This window comes from Pleurocapsa sp. PCC 7319, assembly GCF_000332195.1.
In the GTDB taxonomy this organism is placed as follows: Bacteria; Cyanobacteriota; Cyanobacteriia; order Cyanobacteriales; family Xenococcaceae; genus Waterburya.
Map to the genome: position 1 here is coordinate 504,270 of NZ_KB235919.1, position 15,157 is coordinate 519,426.

The following is a 15,157-nucleotide window of genomic DNA, read 5'->3' on the forward strand; positions in this document are numbered from 1 at the left end:
AAAACGCTGTTCACTCTGTTTTTCTGTATTATTAATAGTTGCCAGTTAAATTTACTTATGCAGTTTTAAAACACGGTATATTTTTTATCTTTATTTTTTTATATCTTTTCATTAAAAAAAAGACATTATCCAAAGATAATGCCTAATATAATTATTATGTTGACTTAAAAACTGAGTAAATAAAATAAATAAACAAGCTACAATAGCTCGGATTATGATAATGCAAACGATTAATATTGTGAGCAGAAGATGTTAGATTTTGTTCGAGCTAACTGACCCACAAAGTATGTTTTAATTGCTAATGATTTAATAAAAAACGCGATCGCACGAAGCAAAGTATTGGGCGATCGCCCGTTCGTTTCGCTTTCTAACGATCTGCTGGAGTATCAACCTCTAAATTTCCATCCTGTTGTTTGACCGAAAAATCTTGCTGGCTTCTACCAGTTCTAGCCAGACCAGCAGCACCAGCTATTGCCGTCCCCGCCAACCCAAGTCCAGCAGTCGCTCTTGTATCATCAATTCTACCCATTGGCTGAACTAATACAACAACGCCTATAACAGCACCAATAGTTGCTAAAAATAAAGGAGTTACAGCTTCAATTACTTCTGGGAGTGAACAATTTACAACAGGAGCTGCTTGACGCTTGTTTGAAGTTTTGATGCTATTAGATTTCGAGTTGGTCATTGTCCTGTACAGAGACCTACGATATGTGTTAGTGAATTAAAATGTGTGTTTTCTGCTTTGTTATTTATTAATAAGTGCAGGGAAAATTAACTTATGCATTTGTAGATGCTGCAAAAAATATAGTAAAATCTTCAAATTCTGTGACTTTTAATTACTTTAATATCAGAGCTATCTAAAATTTTTCTCATAATTTTGATAAATAAAAAAACATTGCCCATTAGCAATGTTATAGATAAGTAAGGATTCAGGTATTAAAAAGAGAGATAAGGTTGCACTCGTTAAGAAAACTGGGTAATGTAACGGTAAGATGAACCAGGAACCTGAGTTAAACGAACTAGAAAAACTCAACCAGTTGTCAAAAAAGGAACTGGTGAAGCTCATACTGAGTCAACAAGAAATCATCGAGCAGCTAAAAATAGAAATAGAGAAGCTAAAAATAAGCAGAAGCCTAGACAGTAAAATATCGTCAAAGCCTCCATCATCAGATTTACTCAAAAAACCAGAAAGAAAAGAAAAGTCATCGTCTCAAAAACCGAAAAAAAGTCCCGGGGGGCAATTAGGACATCAAGGGAAAACAAGAAAAGGATTTGGGCGAGTAGATCGCTGCGAAGTACTCAAAGCAGAAAAGTGCTTGAGTTGTGGAGAACTGTTAGCCTCAGCAGAATCAATCAAGATTGAAACCAACTCAGCAGCAGTATTAGTAGAAAGACCAATAGAAATAGTTGAGTATCAACGTCATCACTCTCTATGTCAGTGTTGTGGAGAAATAACATCGCCACAATGGTCTCATCAGATTGTACCAGGACAAGACTTGGGAATTAAGTTACAGGGATTACTAGGATGGCTAGGAAACTATGGGCATCTACCCTATCAAAAGCAGCAGGAACTATTGCGGGAGTTAGGTCAAATTGAAGTTGGATTAGGAACTTTAGTTGCCAGTAACCAAAGAATTTCAGCAGCTATTAAGCCCAGCATTAGTGAACTAGAAGAATGGATTAATCAGAATCATCCAACCTTAAATATTGATGAAACACCTTGGTCAGTAAGAGGATTAAAAGAATGGTTGTGGGTGTTTGCTAATCCGAATTTTTGCTTATTTCGAGCGGGGGATACTCGTTCGAGAAAAGAAATAGAAGACCAACTAGGCGCGCAGTATTCGGGAATCATTATCTCCGATGATTTCAGCGTGTACAATGGCTATCCGGTCGCAGCACAACAAAAATGTCAGGCTCACTTACGTCGTCACTGTCAAAGACTCATGAAAACACCAGGAATTGACAATGGATCAATGGGACTAGCTTTGACCGAAATTGTGGATTCTGCTTTTCGACAACATCGATTATGGCGTGAAAATAATCATCGGCAGCAATATCTCGATTCTACTACGCAATTAAAAACTCAAATCAATTTAGCTTTGAGTAAGTGGAGTGAGAAGGCAGGTTATGAAGCTGGTAAATTATTACGGAATTTGAAATTAAAAGCAGACCAATGGTGGTATTTCTTAGACCATCCAGAAATTTCGCCTGATAACAATCTCGCCGAACGTGCTTTAAGATTGGCAGTCACTAAACGAAAAATAAGTGGTGGTTCTCGCAGCATGACACGATTTCAAGATACAGCTAATTTATTGAGTGTGATTCAAACCTGCCGTTTTCAGGGTCGCTCTGTGATGGATTTTTTCACTCAAGCTTTATTGGCAACTATCGGTGTTATCGATCGCCCTTCTTTAATCCCTCAATTTAGTACCTGAATTCTTACATAGATAATAATATATATTCAATAAATTTTATATTACAAAATCATTGATTGACTACAATAAAGCAAAAATATATGATATTATTAATGAGATCGTATTGTTAAACTTCTTCTAGTAAAAATCTACATTCTTTTTCTATTCGATCGCTCATTTTTTTAATCTCATAAAATTTTGCCGAATCTCCTTTTATTAAACTATCTTTCCATCTAGTTTTAAAATGGCAGAATATAGGATTATAGTTTTTGAAAAAACGTGCTCCTTCATCTTTAAATAAATTTTTAGCGACCTTTTCATCGCAAAGCCCAGATTCAACACAAGAAGCAATGCCATTATAAAAATCCGTAAGAATTAATAAATTTTTATACCTATCATTATTTTCTTTAATGATAAAATTAATGACAAATTCTTTGTATTCCTTTTTTATCTTCTTTTCATATTCTTCGTCTATTTTTTCTTTACGCTTATTTATTTCCTGTTTATTTTTAGTCTTTATATTATTCAACTCATTGTTATATTCTTTTTGGTTTTTTACAAGTACTTCTCTGGCATTGCTTCTATCAAAATCGCGATAGAAATTATTACGAATTTCACTGATATTAGCTTTGTCCTCATATTGCTTTAAAAATAATTGCATAACTTTGTCTTTTCGTTGTACGCTCAATTGTAGATTTATCTGATACAAACCCATAAGCAAACCTCCAATTGTGGCTGTCTTTAAAACAAATTCTGCTATTTCTTTTGCCAATTTCTGGTTCTAACGGATTTTGTGGGTAGTAGAAATACTCAGGATAATGGGGCTTGAAGCACAAAAGAAATCAAATTGAGATAAAGTCAACAAACAATCAATTGATTTTCAGTAAAAATTCAAGCATGGCAGTTTCTATCAGAGGAGATAAAAGTATTTGTTTACCCGTTAGCAGTGAAGAACAATATCAACAACTAATCGCCAATAATCACAATTATAGAGCCTATTTGCTGCAACTTTATGCCAAGTATCCTGAAATTTTTCCCAGAGAAATGGAAGCAGGGTTCAGCTTTCATGATTGGGTGGTCTCCAGCAAACAGGAACTGTCAATGCGCCGCATTAAGCTCAAAGCTAATCAGCAGGTCTATCAATTGCGTCCTGACTTCATTATGCCTTATATGGTAGGAAAAACCGACGAAATAGACAAACCAATGTATTTAAGACAATTTGGTGTGCCTTTTGACGCTTTAAGTTATGTTTTCGGTCGTAATGCCATGTACTGGTATCGTATTTACCTGTCTTTAGGTCGAGCCTCGATTGTGGGAACGACAATCAAAGACGCTCAAAAACTGCCTCCACATCTGGTAGCGGATGAAAAACATACTTGGTTAGGGGGTTCACGAGTTTATCTTCCTACTACCGTAGCATCTGGCTGTATTTTGGGAGTTAGCTTGACCGAATCAGCTAGTGCGCCAGCTTTAACTAAAGGATACGCAGAATTTCAAACCGAAGCTCGTCTTCTCGACCCCAATTATACCCCAGTGACAGTCAATACAGATGCTTGGGACGGAACTAAACAGGCTTGGCTTAATCTATTTCCCACGGTGACTTTGGTACTGTGCTTTTTGCACGCGGTGCTAAAAGTGCAGAAAGGAAGCCCCAGTTATCGCAATTTAAGAAACAAGCTCAAAGCTCTGCTCTGGAAAGCTTATAAATCCTCTACTGCTGCTAAATTCTTGCAAGGAATACGATTAGCTTTGATTTGGAGCAAAAAACATATCAGACGGAAACGCACTTTAAGCAAGATGCGTCAATTATGCCGTCGTGCTGCTCAATTCACAGTCGCTTATCAATTTCCCCAAGCTCATCGCACTAGCAATATGGTAGACCGGTTGATGAATCACCAAGACCGTTTACTCTACACTATGCAATACTTTCATGGTGACAAGGAGTCGGCAAGATTATATCTACGTTCGATGGCACTGATCTGGAATTTCCATCCCTACGCAGCTAGAACTCGCTCAAAATGCTCGTCACGGATATCGCCGTTTAGCGATCTCAATGGTTTTAGCTATCATCACAATTGGCTTCACAATTTGTTGATTGCTAGCTCGATGAACGGTCGCCAAACCCTTCAAAGTGGTTGATCCACAAAATCCGTTAGAACCAGAGAATGAATACCAACAGCCAGGAAGGGAGGTTTATTTCTACGAGGGTCAGGATAGCAGTGCCTTGGTTGCTAAAGTATCCACTGCCTTAATGCTGGGACTGAAAAGTATGGTGGTTTCTGATTCTAAGAAATTTATTAAGAAGTTAGAAACCACCATGACCGTCGAAGTTGATGACAAGGGATGCCTTTTTGAACCTGACGAGCTTGGTAACTCCGTGACTAATCAACTCCGCATCTGGTCAATTCATGCCGACAATAGTGGTAGTGAGGAGAATAAGGCCTTTATCAAAGATATCTCAAAAGAGGTGAAAAACGTTGACGCTCTGCTAGCTTCTCCCAGTTTGGGTACGGGAGTCGATATCTGTGATTATCACTTTGATGCCGTCTTTGGTGCTTTCCATGCCGTATCTCAATCAGCAACAGAATGTGCCCAAGCACTCCACCGCTATCGTCATTTGGTGGCATTACATATCTGGGTCGCACCTCGTCCTCCCTTTGGTTACAAAGAAACTAATGCCCAAAAGATTAAGCAACAGATGCTAGACCTCAATCAGATGACTGCTTTCTTGATTCGTATTGATAAAGAGAATGGCACCAGAGGGGTAGAAAAAGATTGGGCTTTAGATGCCTACTGTGAGATTGAAGCCCAACGTAATTATTCCATTAATAATCTCCGAGACGAGCTGATGACTCTACTCGAAGAGATGGCATATAACATTACTACTGTAGAGAGCGAACCAGATGCCGTGGTCAAAACTAAATTAAAAGAAGCTGGTCAGTATTTAGATACTGCCCACCAATTAGCCGTAGTTAATGCCGCCAATATTAGTCCCCAAGTGTATCTCGCCCGTCAAGCTCAAGAGTATCTGTCACCAGAGGAAATAGTAGAGTGTGAGAAATACCGTCTTCAAAGGGATTACGGAATGCCCGTCACCCCCGAACTCGTCCAAAGAGATGCAGGAGGACATCTTATCAGTCAGTTAATTGCTTTAGAATCCCTCTTAGCTCCCTCATCAGGGGAAATTATTGACCCAGATACTGGTCGCCAATATCCCGCACCTCCCCAGATAGTTGCGGATAAAGACCTACGAGAACGAGATTATCTTCCCCTGGCGATAGATTGGCACAATTACTCTAGTAAGTGGTTAGCTCGTCACAACCTGGGCTTGCCCAAGCTCCTGGCTCGTTTGATGGCTGGAGAGGAAATCTGTGCCACTGACCCCGATGTGGTCAGGATGACTCAGATGGCTATTGCATCTCGCGTCCATGTGAAAGCTATTCTCAATCTAACTATTCCTGAAAATTGTCAACCACTGTGGTTGGTGGGAGTACTACTTAATCAACTGGGACTGGCAACCGCTTCTCGCAAAAAAGGTGGTCGCGGTCAACAGGTTACTTATCGGAGTCTGGAAGTTGAATCTATTGCTTTTGCTGTGTCTGTATTGCAGTATCGAGAACAACAGCGTCTTCTGAAAGCTGAAAGAGAAAAGGAACAACAGGAAAATGTACGACAGCATCAAGCTAAGATGCTGTCCCTCTATGGGATCGAACCGACAAAGACGACTGTATCTACACCCCCCAATAAAGATAAGCTTCTTTCATTAGAGGACGGGGTTGATACAGCTTTAGATCAACTGGAAATTGTCAATTTTGACTCGGATAACACTCAAGAGAAGCTCCAACCCTATCTTGATCTTGTACTAGGAACGTTTGATGTTGGTGTGTCGGTGTTAAAAGAGATAGTGATGGGATTACAGGGTCAAAAGAATCTTTCTAATAGTCTCCTTCGATGGTTATCAAAACCAATCAGTTTCATACCGATGGATGTACCCTGAGACTAAATACCCAAAATCAGAAATCAAATAACGCTAAATGAACCTAAAATTTTCGAGGTTTCGGTTCTGTGCCAAGGTAGGCTGAGAAATATAGCTTGTCTATCAGCTTGTATTGTTAACTTTTTCCAGATACCAAATGATCCAAGGAAGAATACCAGAACTGACCATCAAATTCACCGAGCGCCCTCAAAATTTACCTGAAGAAGGGAAAAAGGTAGTCATAGAAGTAAAGGGAGAAAATAAGATCACTGTCAAGGCAGAAGTGAACCGCAAGAGTTTGAAGAAAATTGTCGGCAAGATGGATACTTGGGACAACTGGGTAGCTTCTCTTTCAGGGAAGATGAAGAGTATCTCTCCTGATGGAGTGGTGGAACTGGTAGAAGCTGGTGTCAATATTTTTGAAATCAAGAAGAAAGAACCCAAAGCTAAATCCGATTCAACTGCTGCTTGATAGCTTGGTTAATTCCTCTTTAAATACTAGAGTTATTGGTGGTGGGGTGAGAATTGTTGCCCAACCAAACTGGTTCACTTTCATACAACCCAGTTTACATGGTCAAACTGCTAGCGCACTTATCGTCCTAGTTAGAAGACGATAAATGACCAAACCAAGCAGTTAAATCTTCTAGCTGCTCAAAATCCAACAAGGCCTCGCTTAAATCTTCCAACTGAGGGCTAGAAAGCTTTTGAATTTGTGCTTCGATATCAGAATCAATTTCTCCAAACTTGTGTTTGAGTTGACGTATTACCATTGACGCCTGTCCCTGCTGAATCCCTGTTCTCATCCAACTAGTTACTATTTGCATAACTTCCTCTCTCTCTTCTGATTCAATTGTACCGATTTCATCTCTAAATGCTTGTTCTTCTGCTTCATTGAGGCTGAGATAAGTATCGATAAAACCTGAAATTAACTGCATTTTAGCTGGATCTAACTTCAAGGTGACTAATAAACGTAAACATTCAGCTTTGACTTGGGGACGGTCTTCAGGGGCAATCTGCATCTTGGTCATTAATGCCGAAGCTATGGGATTACGCTGATTCAAGAAATCTCGCCAATTGAGTTGATTTAATTGCACTACACGATAGTTAAACTCCAGTACTTGAAAATCAGATATTTTTCAAATACAACGTGATTATAGGTTTTTTAGAAATTTTGCCTTGTTTAAATAGCAATTTATGAAACTCTTGTCAGTCAACGCTTTTAGTCCGATATGACACTATATTTATTGAATCGTTGCCATATCCCAAGAACAGAAGAAATATAATCGTGAATTAAATCGGTTAAGAATTGCTGTGGAAAACGTTAACCGTAGGCTAAAAATCTTTAAAATCTTATCTTATCCTTATCGAAATCGTCATCGCAGATTTGGGTTAAGAAGTAATTTAATTGCTGGAATTTATAATTACGAATTAGCTCGATAAATTTGATGGAAAACCAAATTAATTTTCCAGATTTCAGTTATTATTTAATTGCCTGAAAGAATTTAGGCTAAGAGCGATCGCTCTCCTTTTTTCGCTCAAAAAATCTCTCGATTCCCGTTATTTTAATCAGTAGAAATTCAGACAAAATAACCCTTAATCATACCATTAAAAACTTTTGCAAGAGTTCTATTAACTATTACCAAAATGACAAAAGATAACGATAAAAGATTAAAAAATAATACAAGTATTATCACTCGTAACATTTATTATGTATTGTTTTAGGCAAGGAAGATACAAAAAACTTACAAATGTTTTTTAATCGAATAGACTACCCAGCAAATGAAGCTCCCCGTGGTATAGCCTCAGCAGATTTCGATGGTGATGGAGATCAAGATATAGTTGTAGCCAACCCAGGAGTAGATCCTAGTTCTGTCGAGCCTGACAGTGGTAATGAGATTTCCGTACTGAGCAACAATGGAGATGGAACTTTTGCTGCACCTGTAACTTTTACAACTGGTGTAGGACCTAGAGTTTCAGTAGGAGATTTTGATGGTGATGGAAACATTGATATCGCTACCTCTAATGCTACCAATAATACGATTTCGATTTTATTTAATGATGGTCAAGGTGTTTTTGCTGTGCCTGTGGATTTCTCTACAGGAAAAGAACCTTTAATAAATACTCCAGTAGACCTAGATGGGGACGGAGATCTTGATATCATTACCAGCAATCAAGATAGCGTAAATCTCAACACAGCAATTTTTACTGGAGATACGATTTCAATTCTGCGTAATAATGGCGAGGGTGAATTTGCTGCACCAGAAACTCTAACCGTGGGAGAAGGAGTATTTTTAGTAGCAACTGGCGATCTTGATGGAGATGATGATCTTGACATTGTTACCTCAAATGAAAGAGATGATACGCTATCTGTATTGTTTAACAATGGTGCAGATGGATTTTCCGATCCTGTTGATTTAGAAGCGGGAAGACGACCAACTTCTCCCATCATTTCAGATTTAGATGGAGATGGGGACTTAGATATCGCCACATCTAATTTTGGCAGTGGAGATGTTTCAGTTTTACTTAATAATGGTGATGGGACTTTCGCCACAGGGAATGTTTTTGATACCGAAGATAGCCCTTCAGATCTCCAAGCAGCAGATTTGGATGGCGATGGTGACATAGATTTCGCTATGCGTCATAGTGTCTTTTTTACTCGTTCAGGAAATACTACTGGAAGCACAATTTCTATTCTCAGAAATAATGGCGATGGTACTTTCGCTGAACCAGAAATCTTATCAGTGGGAAATACTCCTTCTGGCTTAGTGGTTGATGACTTTGATGGAGAAGGAGAACTTGATCTAGCTACCCCAAATTTTGATGACGATAGCGTCACAGTTTATCTTAACCAACCGTTTCAAATTTCTGGTTTAAAATTCAATGACCTCAATGGCAATGGTTTCCGTGATACAGATTTAATCCAGGGAATTAATCCTGATGTAGTTTTTACCCTAGATGTCTCAGGTAGTGCGGACGAACCTTTTGAAGGGATATCTGTGGGAGATGCTAACGGAGATGGAATTGCCGATACCAGATTGTAACCGTTCATTCCCCCCTCCAAAAAAGCAAGGAAAAATTAGGACACTGGCGATGCGATCGCTATGTCCATTAATTAACTGCCAACAGGAAATGGTGGAGGAGAAAGACCTTTTCGAGCCAGAGCTAAAACTTCAGCTATGTAAGTCCAAGGATTAATCTCTCTCAGACGGCAGGTTTCGATGACACTTAACAAGGAAGTAACCGTTCATTCCCCCTCCAAAAAAGCAAGGGAAATTTAGGACACTGGAGATTCCTACCACTGTCCATTAATTAATTGCCAACAGGAAATGGTGGTGGACCAATTCCTTGTCTAGCCAAAGCCAAAACCTCCGCGATTGTTATCCAAGGATTAATATCTCTCAGACGACAGGTTTCAATCACGCTCAACAAAGAACTGTAAGCCAAACTTCCCTCGCGGGTGCGAGTGCCAAATCCAATCTGTCGGGCAATCACAGCATGACGTAATGCCCTTTCAGCCTCATTATTGGTGGGTGGTAATTCAGGATGATGAACCAAAGCGATTACGGCATCCCAATCATTGAAAATCTCTTTGGCTAAGGCTTGTAACTTAGTATGGTCAGCCTTTTTTCCTAGATGACAAACTCTTCTGAGGCCAGCGATTCGTTTACGAATCAGACGATTATCTTCACTTCCTTGCGCAATCAATTCAATCAATTCTTTGAGGTCATCTAAAATCCATTGTCCGATTTGAGCAGCTTTTTGATTAATTGCTCCTGTTATGGCAATGGCTTTACGAATCAAGTGAGCTAAACACCTTTGTCTTTTTGGATAAGAACGATAGGCAGCATAACCATCACTGATGAGCCACCCGATAAAAGCTTCTGTGACTAGATAGGATAATTCTTCTTTCCGACGAGAGCCGATATGAAATACGGCGGTTTTGGTGGTCACAGCAACCCATAACCAATGCAGTTTTCCACTCTCATACCAATGAGTTTCGTCTAAATGTAGAATATCTGCTTGTTGCAGTTGTTCAACTAACTCCTCGACTACTGGCACACAAGCAATTCCAGTCTCTCGGATACATCGATCTATTGTTCCGATACTCAATTTAGTATTGGTCCAATCATTTAAAAACTCTTGAATTTTCGTACGACTCATTCGGTAGCGAACGCTCAAGGAAGCGATGAAAGTTGCGAGGAATGCTCCTACTAAAACATACTCTGTCAGTTGTAAATCTTTGCTTCTTCCTTCTACTACAGAAACCAACCCTGTTCCTGGTTGGGCATGGGTGCAATGACCACAACTGCAAGTTGTCCGATAGTAGTGATGTAATTGAGTGACGATCCTCAACCCAAATAATTCTGGTTCTAGTTCCAGGACATAATATCCCATATACCTAAAGGACTCAGATTCGCTTAAATCATGATTACAAGCGGTACATTTATGGGGATAGTGTGGAATGATTACTTCCGCCTTCAGAGGTTGCTGACGACCAAAACCTTTTCCTCCTGGTTGTTTTCCTGGCTTCCTCTTTGATTTTTGCTTCTTTTCTGGTTCTGAAGATTCATCTCTTTTATCCAACTCAGTTTGTCCCAACTCGGTTTCAGATTCTGAACCTGGGTTTGATTCTTCTGTGGTTACTTTTAAACCGTAAGGATTATCTTTTGATGGTGGCTGAGAACTATTTTCTGAACTCTGCTGTTGCTTTTCCCATAAATCTGTGGCTAATTGATGTAGATTTTTGGCTACTTCTACCAATCTCTCTTTTTCGAGAGACTTGAAGTAGTCTTCGTTCATCTGTACCAAGTCATTTTTATCTAATTGAGCCATGTTTTTAACATACACCACAAAGGTGGAGTTGGCTTATTTTTGACTGGGGGGAAATGAACGGTTACAGTTGCATCCATTCTTTAGCTGATATAAAACACCGTCCAAGATTTCTCTTTTACTCCATTTTGCTGGTCTTGTCCTTTTCTTCTTTGGCAACAAAGGTTCTATAATTTCCCATTCGCGATCGCTGAGGCTACTTGTATATGGCATTGTTCCCTGATTATCCTTTTTTATAAAGATACCAAATGGGTTCTATAGAGAAGTTTTAAAAAAGTTCACCATTAGCAACTAGACTGGAGCCATAATCAGACATCAGACCAAGTATAAGCTTTGTTTATGATCTAGGTATTAATACTTGGCTTTTTCTGTCGTAATCGATAAGTTTTGCTTAATCGCTCTCGAAATACCTACACAATTATAAGCTTTTGAGCCGATTAAACGATTAAATTCAACTTTGATATCGTAGAATACTTTCTATGAAGGTGAACAAGTTTGGCAGGGCAGCAATACTAAGCCCCACTCAAATTACTCTACTATTTAACGAGGGTTTAACAAAGCCCCGTGATCGCGCCTTGTTTGGGGTTTGTCTTTACGCCGCAGCACGCATCAACGAAGCCTGTACCCTGTTGCGAGGCGATGTTATTGGCGTTAAAGGAGTTCGGGAGGTTTTGGTGATTCGCAGCTATAACACCAAAGGCAAGCAGTCTACAAGGGAAATTCAAGTCCATCCCCAGCTTAAGGAATATTTGTCAGAACATCATAGGTGCGATCGCTGGCATACCCGTCCCTATCTCTTTCCAGGTCGTCATGGCAGGGGTAGCATTCATAAAGCCAGTGCGGACAGGATACTCAGGGATGCCTGCCGTAAGTTAGAGATTGAAGGGGTCAGTACCCATAGTTTCAGGCGTACTGCTCTAACTCGTATGAGCGATAAGGGTGTTCCACTCAGGCATATTCAGGCGATCTCAGGTCATAAGACTTTAGCAGCTTTGGAACGGTATTTAGGTGTGACGGAACAGCAGAAAGAGAGCGCGATCGCTACATTGGATTTTTGAGACGGAACAACGATTAGTTTTACTATTCCTGTTTGATTCAAAACGAGCTGATTCTCCCATTTCGTCATCCCTTAAACTCTCAAAGTTCAAAATCTTCTCTGACGATGACATCCCCCATACTTACCTCAACACTAAACCGGGTTCCCGGTTTACCTTTAAAAGGTTTTAGTTGAATGTAGTTATCTTGACTTCTTGATTGAGTAGACTGAAGTATTTTTCCCGCTCTTGAGCGTAAAGTCAGTTGGAGATTGGCAGGTAAATACCTTTCTTCCCCTGTCGGATATAACTGAACCAGGATTCCCACTTTCTCGGAAGTTTCTGAGGTAACAGTTATCAGCAGTGCCACTGTTTGACTCTCCAGTTGCATCCCTAAGTTAATCAGTTTACCTTTCTTAGTTCCCTCGGATGCATTTCTGGTACTCCAAGCTAAATTTGCCTCTGGAGTGACAAGGGCTTCCCAAGAGAGCCAGCCTTCGTCTAAAGTTCCCTGTAACCATTGACTTAACTGGGTTATGGTTGACTGAAAGGTTTCTTTTAAGGAATCTTGGATACTATCAGGGGAAGTTACGGGTAAAGGGATAGCAGTGGGGTCTAAGTAACGAGAATAGAACAAGAGGTGATTTGGCTCAGTATCAAATAAAGACAATGGCAGCTGGTAGCAACTGTCCTGAGAGAGTTTTAGATTGACTGTACTGCGATAATTAATCAGTTCGTCGTAGCGCAGAAAGCCTCTAACAACGATTTGTTCTTGTTCTTCATCTACTTCAAGCAGCACGTAGAAATGAGCTGTCAATTCTGGTCTTTCGATCGCAGCTTGAGGGACATTCACCGCTTCATCCAGCACCTGCTCAGTAGCAACCAGACCATATCTAAACTCACCCACCTTGAGATGGCAGATAGATTCAATCAGATTTGGTTCTCGATTAACTGGTTTATCGGGTATTCTTTCTCGAAGCCATTGTTCAAAACCAAATAGTGCCAGTGCATTCAGATAAGTTTGCCACTCCTGTGCTTCACCATTAACCTGGTTACTAATCTCTGTTGCCTGCTCAAAATGTTCGGGTTCAAGCCAAATAACCTCTGGTTGTAACAGTCTTAATTCGGTTGAATATTCCTCGGAATTAACCATAACTTTTCTCCTAATATATCTGGTTTATATATGTTGTTCACAATAGTGCTGTAGTTGCTGGGCATATAAGCTCTTCAGGGAACGGTTTTTGCCTGTTTTTATTTCTGCTGCTGCTTCTTGGAAGACTTCTTCGTCCGCGAAAGCTTCAATTTGTTCGGCTAAGGTTTTAAGATAGTCTGGTTCAGGAGGAATTTTGGTCAAACCTTTTGCTTCAGCCTTTTTTAAGATGCTGTCGAGAAGTTGTTGGACAGACGAAGTCCGTACCCTAGATAAAAGTCCCCCAGGGTTCAATACCCGCCTGGCTTGATCCCAGCTGGTCATTCCCAACTGGGGAAAAATTTCCTTAAGAGATTTACCCTGACAATAATATAGTTGCAAACCGAGAATAAATCGTGAAGCTAGAGGTGCATATCTCTTGCTTTTTTGTAACTTAGCAATGCTAGTTCGGATTTCTTGCTCGATCGCACTTACTAAAGCTAACTGGAATTTCTGGTGTAAAAACTGTAAAAATTCTTGCTGTTCCACATCTACTTCATTATTGGAATCATGAGGTAAATCTGGTCTAAGTACGTAACTTCCTGTATTAGGCTCTTGGATTTCCAAAGGTTCTCGATAACTCCAGATATCATACTGCCTCAATTGGGTTGCTAGCTGTTTAAGTGCTTTCATTAACTCGACTGTGGTATCAATAACAATCTTTTTTTCCTGCAAGTAGGCGAGCATTTCCCTTAATTGAGCCTCGTTGGGTTCTGGACATCGCTTGGCTCCCTTGTGTCGCTGCTTTCTTCTGTCTCGACGATAGACGGCATGGAAGACTTCTACCAGATGGCGATCGCGTATTGATAAACGTTCAAGCTGTTTAGTTCTAGCTCGATTGAGCAAAGCCCAGTCGCTTAGAGCCTTAAAACCAAACTCCGATAAGAAATTTTTTAGTTCTCTATTTTGTTTGGTTTGCAAGTATGCCCAATTGTCTAGGCTCATGCTCGATTGGTCATCGTGCTTATAGGTTTGTAACACCTTGACGGAAAAAAATTGATAAGCTGTTGTTTTCGTTTGACCATTGTCATCTAGGATGAGCTGGGTTTTACCATCTCGATCTAAAACGATTCGAGTTTGACCATCATCATTTAGGACAAATGGCAGTAAGTCTCTATAAGTAAAGGATTTGTCACCAGCGAACAAACTGTCAATTTTTTGGCAGGCTTTGAGGATCGGGTAAGAGACATAACACCTCAAACAAAGTCCTGCAACAGCACGATAAGTGAGATTGATAGCAGAATTTTGGGCGTAAAAATAGGAATTTAGAGTAGCTTGGATGTCTCCACTTTGAGGATGAAGGGAATCAGAGACTGTTTGCCTACAAAACTTTTGTGCGATTGCAACTAAACTATATTCGTATCCAACTCTTTCTTTGGTAAGACTGATTCGACATATTTTCCAATATCTTGATAAAACATTCATAGCGATCGCGCTCCCTTAACTTTCCCCGATCTTCTAATTTAGTCGCTTTAAATGATAGATGCCAGCATTTTTAACTTATGCAGTTTCACATCTCAACACCAACTGCATAGGTAAATCACGAGTTCATCTAATAACTGACTTTTCACGGCATCTTTTGAAGGGTATATAAGTTGTGTAACAATATTCGCTAACAATTTTATCCATTTCGAGAAATCTGCCCTCTCGATAGAGCAAAATAATTGAGCAGATTTTGAGTGGTGAATGAATCAGACCAAAAATTTAATAACCG

General features: G+C 39.8%; 12 protein-coding genes and 2 pseudogenes. 7 read left to right on the forward strand and 7 right to left on the reverse strand.

Annotation, left to right across the window (positions count from 1 at the left end):
• Nucleotides 1-367 precede the first annotated feature (367 nt).
• On the reverse strand, nt 368-685 hold the full coding sequence (locus PLEUR7319_RS34125) for a hypothetical protein (RefSeq protein WP_019503847.1): 318 nt from the start codon (nt 683-685) through the stop codon (nt 368-370).
• A 307-nt stretch (nt 686-992) separates the two neighbouring features.
• On the opposite strand from PLEUR7319_RS34125, the gene PLEUR7319_RS0103645 reads away from it, so the two are divergent.
• Entirely contained in the window at nt 993-2,435 is a 1,443-nt protein-coding gene (locus tag PLEUR7319_RS0103645; RefSeq protein WP_019503489.1) for an IS66 family transposase, read from the forward strand.
• Nucleotides 2,436-2,541: 106 nt separating this feature from the next.
• On the opposite strand, the gene PLEUR7319_RS0103650 is transcribed toward PLEUR7319_RS0103645, so the two are convergent.
• Nucleotides 2,542-3,186, reverse strand: a complete 645-nt coding sequence (locus PLEUR7319_RS0103650) for a hypothetical protein (protein WP_019503848.1) — start codon at nt 3,184-3,186, stop codon at nt 2,542-2,544.
• Nucleotides 3,187-3,311: 125 nt separating this feature from the next.
• Between PLEUR7319_RS0103650 and PLEUR7319_RS0103655 the strand changes: the two genes are divergently transcribed.
• The 3 genes from PLEUR7319_RS0103655 to PLEUR7319_RS0103665 all read left to right on the forward strand — a co-directional run bounded on the left by PLEUR7319_RS0103655 (nt 3,312) and on the right by PLEUR7319_RS0103665 (nt 6,862).
• Nucleotides 3,312-4,553, forward strand: a complete 1,242-nt coding sequence (locus tag PLEUR7319_RS0103655; RefSeq protein WP_019503788.1) for a hypothetical protein — start codon at nt 3,312-3,314, stop codon at nt 4,551-4,553.
• Nucleotides 4,546-6,411 carry a hypothetical protein gene (locus PLEUR7319_RS34130; protein WP_019503849.1) on the forward strand — a complete coding sequence of 622 codons (1,866 nt, stop codon included), beginning with the start codon at nt 4,546-4,548 and terminating at the stop codon, nt 6,409-6,411. The genes PLEUR7319_RS0103655 and PLEUR7319_RS34130 overlap by 8 nt, the downstream gene beginning before the upstream one ends.
• A 136-nt stretch (nt 6,412-6,547) precedes the next feature.
• Nucleotides 6,548-6,862, forward strand: coding sequence for a hypothetical protein (locus PLEUR7319_RS0103665; protein WP_019503850.1), 315 nt, complete (start codon nt 6,548-6,550; stop codon nt 6,860-6,862).
• A 127-nt stretch (nt 6,863-6,989) separates the two neighbouring features.
• Here the strand turns inward: PLEUR7319_RS0103665 and PLEUR7319_RS34135 are convergent.
• A pseudogene (locus tag PLEUR7319_RS34135) lies at nt 6,990-7,517 on the reverse strand (DUF4351 domain-containing protein); the annotation flags it as partial.
• A gap of 130 nt (nt 7,518-7,647) precedes the next feature.
• Here PLEUR7319_RS34135 and PLEUR7319_RS39120 point away from each other — a divergent pair.
• Both PLEUR7319_RS39120 and PLEUR7319_RS0103675 read left to right on the forward strand, forming a co-directional pair.
• A pseudogene (locus tag PLEUR7319_RS39120) lies at nt 7,648-7,830 on the forward strand (transposase family protein); the annotation flags it as partial.
• Between the two features lie 308 nt (nt 7,831-8,138).
• Nucleotides 8,139-9,431, forward strand: coding sequence for a VCBS repeat-containing protein (locus tag PLEUR7319_RS0103675; RefSeq protein ID WP_019503852.1), 1,293 nt, complete (start codon nt 8,139-8,141; stop codon nt 9,429-9,431).
• A 268-nt stretch (nt 9,432-9,699) separates the two neighbouring features.
• On the opposite strand, the gene PLEUR7319_RS0103680 is transcribed toward PLEUR7319_RS0103675, so the two are convergent.
• Nucleotides 9,700-11,223, reverse strand: coding sequence for an IS66 family transposase (locus tag PLEUR7319_RS0103680; protein ID WP_019503244.1), 1,524 nt, complete (start codon nt 11,221-11,223; stop codon nt 9,700-9,702).
• A 33-nt stretch (nt 11,224-11,256) separates the two neighbouring features.
• Nucleotides 11,257-11,433 carry a transposase gene (locus PLEUR7319_RS39130; RefSeq protein WP_071592900.1) on the reverse strand — a complete coding sequence of 59 codons (177 nt, stop codon included), beginning with the start codon at nt 11,431-11,433 and terminating at the stop codon, nt 11,257-11,259.
• A gap of 266 nt (nt 11,434-11,699) precedes the next feature.
• On the opposite strand from PLEUR7319_RS39130, the gene PLEUR7319_RS0103685 reads away from it, so the two are divergent.
• Entirely contained in the window at nt 11,700-12,278 is a 579-nt protein-coding gene (locus tag PLEUR7319_RS0103685; protein WP_019503853.1) for a site-specific integrase, read from the forward strand.
• A 79-nt stretch (nt 12,279-12,357) separates the two neighbouring features.
• Here PLEUR7319_RS0103685 and PLEUR7319_RS0103690 read toward each other — a convergent pair whose 3' ends face one another.
• Together PLEUR7319_RS0103690 and PLEUR7319_RS0103695 are read right to left on the reverse strand one after the other, a co-directional pair.
• On the reverse strand, nt 12,358-13,407 hold the full coding sequence (locus PLEUR7319_RS0103690; protein ID WP_019503854.1) for a DUF1822 family protein: 1,050 nt from the start codon (nt 13,405-13,407) through the stop codon (nt 12,358-12,360).
• Between the two features lie 24 nt (nt 13,408-13,431).
• The gene (locus tag PLEUR7319_RS0103695) at nt 13,432-14,868 is read right to left on the reverse strand and encodes a hypothetical protein (protein WP_019503855.1); all 1,437 of its coding nucleotides are present in this window, start codon (nt 14,866-14,868) and stop codon (nt 13,432-13,434) included.
• Nucleotides 14,869-15,157: the final 289 nt, after the last annotated feature.

Excerpts from the sequence above, each read along its gene's own strand:
- PLEUR7319_RS34125 (WP_019503847.1), bottom strand. The coding sequence starts at position 685 with ATGACCAACTCGAAATCTAATAGCATCAAAACTTCAAACAAGCGTCAA.
- PLEUR7319_RS0103690 (WP_019503854.1), bottom strand. The coding sequence starts at position 13,407 with ATGGTTAATTCCGAGGAATATTCAACCGAATTAAGACTGTTACAACCA.
- PLEUR7319_RS0103695 (WP_019503855.1), bottom strand. The coding sequence starts at position 14,868 with ATGAATGTTTTATCAAGATATTGGAAAATATGTCGAATCAGTCTTACC.
- PLEUR7319_RS0103680 (WP_019503244.1), bottom strand. The coding sequence starts at position 11,223 with ATGGCTCAATTAGATAAAAATGACTTGGTACAGATGAACGAAGACTAC.
- PLEUR7319_RS0103645 (WP_019503489.1), top strand. The coding sequence starts at position 993 with ATGAACCAGGAACCTGAGTTAAACGAACTAGAAAAACTCAACCAGTTG.
- PLEUR7319_RS0103655 (WP_019503788.1), top strand. The coding sequence starts at position 3,312 with ATGGCAGTTTCTATCAGAGGAGATAAAAGTATTTGTTTACCCGTTAGC.
- PLEUR7319_RS39130 (WP_071592900.1), bottom strand. The coding sequence starts at position 11,433 with ATGCCATATACAAGTAGCCTCAGCGATCGCGAATGGGAAATTATAGAA.
- PLEUR7319_RS0103675 (WP_019503852.1), top strand. The coding sequence starts at position 8,139 with ATGTTTTTTAATCGAATAGACTACCCAGCAAATGAAGCTCCCCGTGGT.
- PLEUR7319_RS0103665 (WP_019503850.1), top strand. The coding sequence starts at position 6,548 with ATGATCCAAGGAAGAATACCAGAACTGACCATCAAATTCACCGAGCGC.
- PLEUR7319_RS0103685 (WP_019503853.1), top strand. The coding sequence starts at position 11,700 with ATGAAGGTGAACAAGTTTGGCAGGGCAGCAATACTAAGCCCCACTCAA.